This window comes from Candidatus Streptomyces philanthi, assembly GCF_059553635.1.
Window position 1 is genome coordinate 1 of sequence record NZ_JCANQV010000372.1, and the last position, 4,844, is coordinate 4,844.

4 protein-coding genes, 1 tRNA gene and 1 pseudogene are annotated in these 4,844 nt (G+C 68.0%); 5 read left to right on the top strand and 1 reads right to left on the bottom strand.

Translation table 11 applies throughout. The features are described 5' to 3' along the window. The 3 genes and pseudogenes from AC51EU_RS27090 to AC51EU_RS27100 all read left to right on the top strand — a co-directional run. Positions 1–189: pseudogene (locus AC51EU_RS27090) on the top strand (cysteine hydrolase); the annotation flags it as partial. 4 nt (positions 190–193) lie between these two features. Continuing rightward, positions 194–1,129, top strand: coding sequence for an FAD-dependent oxidoreductase (locus tag AC51EU_RS27095; protein WP_496269718.1), 936 nt, complete (start codon positions 194–196; stop codon positions 1,127–1,129). A gap of 118 nt (positions 1,130–1,247) precedes the next feature. Continuing rightward, positions 1,248–2,516: an IS256 family transposase gene (locus tag AC51EU_RS27100; RefSeq protein WP_496269719.1), complete on the top strand. Its 1,269-nt coding sequence runs from the start codon at positions 1,248–1,250 to the stop codon at positions 2,514–2,516. A gap of 440 nt (positions 2,517–2,956) precedes the next feature. Here the strand turns inward: AC51EU_RS27100 and AC51EU_RS27105 are convergent. Continuing rightward, positions 2,957–3,030: transfer RNA gene (locus AC51EU_RS27105), tRNA-Gly, on the bottom strand. A gap of 614 nt (positions 3,031–3,644) precedes the next feature. Between AC51EU_RS27105 and dcd the strand changes: the two genes are divergently transcribed. Then, positions 3,645–4,220: a dCTP deaminase gene (gene dcd, locus AC51EU_RS27110; RefSeq protein ID WP_496269720.1), complete on the top strand. Its 576-nt coding sequence runs from the start codon at positions 3,645–3,647 to the stop codon at positions 4,218–4,220. A 121-nt stretch (positions 4,221–4,341) separates the two neighbouring features. Continuing rightward, complete coding sequence (locus tag AC51EU_RS27115; RefSeq protein WP_496269721.1) at positions 4,342–4,839, top strand: phosphoribosyltransferase; 498 nt, start codon at positions 4,342–4,344, stop codon at positions 4,837–4,839. The last annotated feature ends 5 nt before the right edge of the window (positions 4,840–4,844 follow it).

Consider the following 4,844-nt stretch of genomic DNA (forward strand, 5'->3'; position numbering starts at 1 on the left):
GCCGACGCCTTCGAGTACGGCTACGCACCCTGGATCGTCACCGACGCCTCCGCGAGCGACGCCGGCCCGGACGTTCACGACGCCGGGCTCGTCGTCGCACGGCGCCTGATCGGTGCAGGACAACTCATCACGATGCGGCACATGATGAGGCAGCTCACTGCTCACGCAACGGTCCCGGTGCTGGAATAGCCGCATGGCCGACACACCGTCCCACACCGGTTCGCCCACCGCCCCCGACGCCGACCTGATCGTCATCGGCGGTGGCCCCGCCGGCTGTGCCGCCGCCCGTATGGCCGCCAGTGTCGGCCTCCGCTCGGTCCTGATCGAGCCGGACGTCCTGTGCCGCAACCTCTACCGCATCCCGGCGCTGAACAACGTCCTCGGCGGATACACCAGCGGCCTGGAACTGGCCGACGCCATCACCGCGGAGCTGAAGAACACGGAGCTCTGCCGCCTCGAACTGGGCCGCCGCGCGACCGAACTCCGGGCCGACGCAGACCACGTCACCGCCACACTGGACACCGGCACCCGACTGACCGCCCCGCACGCGATCGTCGCCACCGGCGTCGGTCCCCTCCAGCCCCGTGACGTCCCCTGGATCACCGCTCCCGCCGACCTCACCCTCCCACCGCTCTGGCAGGCCGACGCGGACAAAGCCGAGGGCCGAACCCTCCTCATTCTTGGCGGCGACCGCCCGATCGGCACCTTCCTGCGCACCCACCCGACCACGGACACCCGCCTGCTCGTGGTCTACCCGGCGAAGGACGACTACAAGATCGAGGAGATCCACGACGACCCCCGCGTCACACTCCTACCGGTCGAGCACCTGAGCCTTCGCCCGGAGGACGGCACCGCGACGGCCGACATCGTGGACCGGTCCGGCGAACGACGGACCATTGCTGCGGACGCTGTCTTCCTCAGCATCGGCAACGCCCCCACCGCCCCGTCCGGCGACCTCGTCCGCGACGCGGCCGGCTACTGCCGTCCCGCCGACCAGCACCCCCGCGTCATCATCGCCGGCGACCTGCGATCCGCCCGCTTCCAACGCATCATGACCGCCCTGGGCTCCGGCAGCGAAGCCGCCCTGCACGCCTACTACGCGACGCGGGAGCTCCCTGCCAGGGATTGAGGCATAGGTACGCACGCCCGGCATCTCAGGCGAGCGTGTCTGAAAGATCGTGTAAGTCCGTGATGTGACAGGCTGGCCGGGGCCTGACCTGGGCCCTTGCCGACCGGGACGGACGGACATGGATGACAAGGAGATGCCGGCCGTCGAGCCGGTCGAGAAGCTGGTGGACGAGGTTGTCGAGCGGCTGATGGACCGCGCAGACGCCTCGGGTGCGGCCCTGCTGGGTGAGGGCGGGCTGCTGACGGAGGTCACGCGGGCTGTGCTGGAGCAGGCCCTGGATGCGGAGATGACCGAGCATCTCGGCTATGAGAAGCATGATCCGGTGGGTCGCGGGTCGGGCAACAGCCGCAACGGGACCTCGCCGAAGACCGTGCTGACCGACGCCGGGGCGGTCACCCTGGCCGTGCCGCGGGACCGTGAGGGCTCGTTCGAGCCGCAGCTGGTGCCCAAGCACGCCCGGCGTCTGGCGGGGTTCAACGAGCAGGTCCTGTCGCTGTACGCCCGCGGCATGAGCGTGCGCGACATCCGCTCCCACCTGGCCGGCAAGTACGGCGTCGAGGTCTCCCCCGACCTGGTCAGCAAGGCCACCGACGCCGTCACCGACGAACTCGAAACCTGGCAGAACCGGCCGCTGGACACCGTCTGGCCGATCATCTGCATCGACGCGCTGCGAGTGAAGATCCGCTCCGGCACCGTGGCGTCCCGACCGGTCTGCCTGGCCGTCGGCGTGGACATGGACGGCTGCAAGGACGTGCTCGGCCTGTGGGCCGGCGACGAAGGCGAAGGCGCCACGACCTGGATGACGGTGCTGTCCGAGCTCCGCAACCGCGGGATCGAGGACGTGTGCATCGTCGCCTGCGACGGGCTCAAGGGCCTGCCCGAGGCGGTCACCGCGACCTGGCCCAAGGCCACGGTCCAGACGTGTGTGATCCATCTGATCCGCGCGTCGCTCAGGTTCGCCTCCAAAGCGCATCACGCCCGGCTGGTCACGGAGTTGAAGGACATCTACACCGCGCCGACCGAGCAGTCCGCCGAGCAGGCCCTGGCCGACTTCGCCTCCGGCGAGCTGGGCCAGAAGTATCCCGCGATCGTACGGACCTGGCAGGCCGCATGGGGCGAATTCACGCCCTACCTGGCCTTCCCACCCGAGATAAGGAAGGTCGTCTACTCCACGAACCTCATCGAGTCGATCAACGCCCGGCTGCGGAAAGCGACCCGCAACCGGGGTCACTTCCCATCCGAGCAGGCCGCACTCAAGGTGCTCTACCTCGCCGTCCGCGAGCTGATCACCCCCAAAGCGCGCGACGTCAACCACGTCGCGGCACACTGGAAGAAGGCGCTGAACCAGTTCTCGTTCTTCTTCGAGGACCGGCTCAACACCACGTGAATCCGGAGTACTAAGCCAGTCCGGCGGCGGCAATGCGAGGCGTCTCCAACGTCGAATCAGGGCCTGGCGGGTTCGGGAGCTGTGTCCCGCGCGGCTGAGCACGTTCCCTCTCGCCAGTCCATCGTCATCCTCCGGTCAGTCTGGCAATAGAGGCGTCCTTGCCGGGCTCATGTGGGGAAGTCACGGCTACGAGGATTCGCCTTAGCAGCCAACTCCTGCTTTGGGAAAGCGAATTCGCGCATTCGAGGCAGGTGCGTGGTGCAGGCCGCGAAGAGTGCGTCTCGCGATCCGATATGGGTGCTCACTCCGCGGGTGCGGGCGGGACGCCGGCCCTCGCCTGCCTGGCCGTTGCGGTGAGATGGGGCACGCGGAGGGCACGCCGCCCCGCGAGAGGTCTAGGTAACGAACAAGGCCCAGGTCGTTGACCTGGGCCTTCGTCATGGAGCGGGTGACGGGAATCGAACCCGCGCTCTGAGCTTGGGAAGCTCATGTTCTACCATTAAACTACACCCGCGTAGAACCGCTTCATTCTGGAAGCGGTGCAGCGTCGCACACTCTACCTCATGGTTCGCTCCCGGTGTATCCGGTGTGAGCGGTGGTGCGTTTCGGGGTGGGCGTCCGGGTGGGATGCGTGTGCGGGGTACGGGAGTTGAGGCGTACGGTGGGGCGTCGGAGTGCCGCGTGAGTGTGCGCCCAGTTCATCCCCTAATGTGGCTTTTGTTGTCCACGCAGTTGGGAGAAGGACTTGATGGAGCGCACCGTCGTCCGTTGTGCCGAAGGGCACGTGTTCAGCACCGCTTCGTTCCCGATGCAGACCACTGACCGGCTCGGTCCTGGGCGGCTGCTGCGCTGCCCGCGCTGCGCCCGGTTGCGTAACGCGGTGCCGGTGGAGTGCGCCAAGCGTTAGCGAGCCAGCGCAGACGGTAGTGGAGTGACGGGTGAGGGCCCGGTCCCAAGTGGGGGCCGGGCCCTTGTCGTAGGAGCCCGCAGGGGTGGGAGCCGGAGCGGAAGTACCGGCCCCGCGCCACGGGATCAAACGCCCGCCCCGGGCCGCCCCACCGCCCCGCGCCGCCCCCGCGGGATGATCGTCATGTGTTCCGGGTGCGGCGGGCGCGTATCCTCGTCCCCGTGCTTCTCTCAGACAAGGACATCCGGGCCGAGATCGACGCAGGTCGGGTGAGTATTGATCCCTTCGACGCGTCGATGGTGCAGCCGTCGAGCATCGACGTGCGGCTCGACCGCTATTTCCGGGTGTTCGAGAATCACCGGTACCCGCACATCGACCCCGCGGCGGAGCAGGCCGACCTGACGCGTGAGGTCGTGCCGGAGGGTGACGACGCGTTCATCCTGCACCCCGGTGAGTTCGTCCTGGCGTCGACGTACGAGGTCATCTCGCTGCCGGACGACATCGCCTCCCGGCTGGAGGGCAAGAGCTCGCTGGGGCGGCTGGGGCTGCTGACGCACTCGACCGCCGGCTTCATCGACCCGGGGTTCAGCGGGCACGTGACGCTTGAGCTGAGCAATGTCGCGACGCTGCCGATCAAGCTGTGGCCGGGGATGAAGATCGGGCAGCTGTGCATGTTCCGGCTGACCTCGGCGGCGGAGCACCCCTACGGTTCGGAGCGGTACGGATCCCGCTACCAGGGGCAGCGCGGCCCGACGCCGTCGCGGTCGTTCAAGAACTTCCACCGGACGCAGGTGTGAGCGCACCGCGTCCGGTGCGAGACGCGTCCCAGGACGCGTGATGTGTGGCGCGTGGTGCGGGGCACCGGCTCCGGGGCGTGCGCGAGTCAGGGCGTAGACACAGAAGGTCTGAGAGAGATACGTGAGTGACGTACGGGAGAACCTGACCTACGAGCGGTTCGGCACGGCGATACGCGAGCTGGCCCAGACGATCGCGGACGACGGGTTCGAGCCCGACATCGTGCTGTCGATCGCGCGCGGCGGCGTCTTCGTCGCCGGCGGCCTGGCGTACGCGCTGGACTGCAAGAACATCCACCTGGTGAACGTGGAGTTCTACACGGGCGTCGGGACGACGCTGGAGATGCCGGTGATGCTCGCGCCGGTGCCCAACGCGATCGACTTCTCCGACAAGAAGGTCCTGATCGCCGACGATGTCGCCGACACCGGCAAGACGCTCAAGCTGGTGCACGACTTCTGCCAGGGCACCGTGGCCGAGGTCCGCAGCGCGGTGATCTACGAGAAGTCGCACTCGCTGGTGAAGTGCGAGTACGTGTGGAAGCGCACCGACGACTGGATCAACTTCCCGTGGAGCGTCGAGCCCCCGGTCGTACGGCGCGAGAACCAGGTGCTGGACGCCTGACCGCA

Excerpts from the sequence above, each read along its gene's own strand:
- AC51EU_RS27095 (WP_496269718.1), top strand. The coding sequence starts at position 194 with ATGGCCGACACACCGTCCCACACCGGTTCGCCCACCGCCCCCGACGCC.
- AC51EU_RS27100 (WP_496269719.1), top strand. The coding sequence starts at position 1,248 with ATGGATGACAAGGAGATGCCGGCCGTCGAGCCGGTCGAGAAGCTGGTG.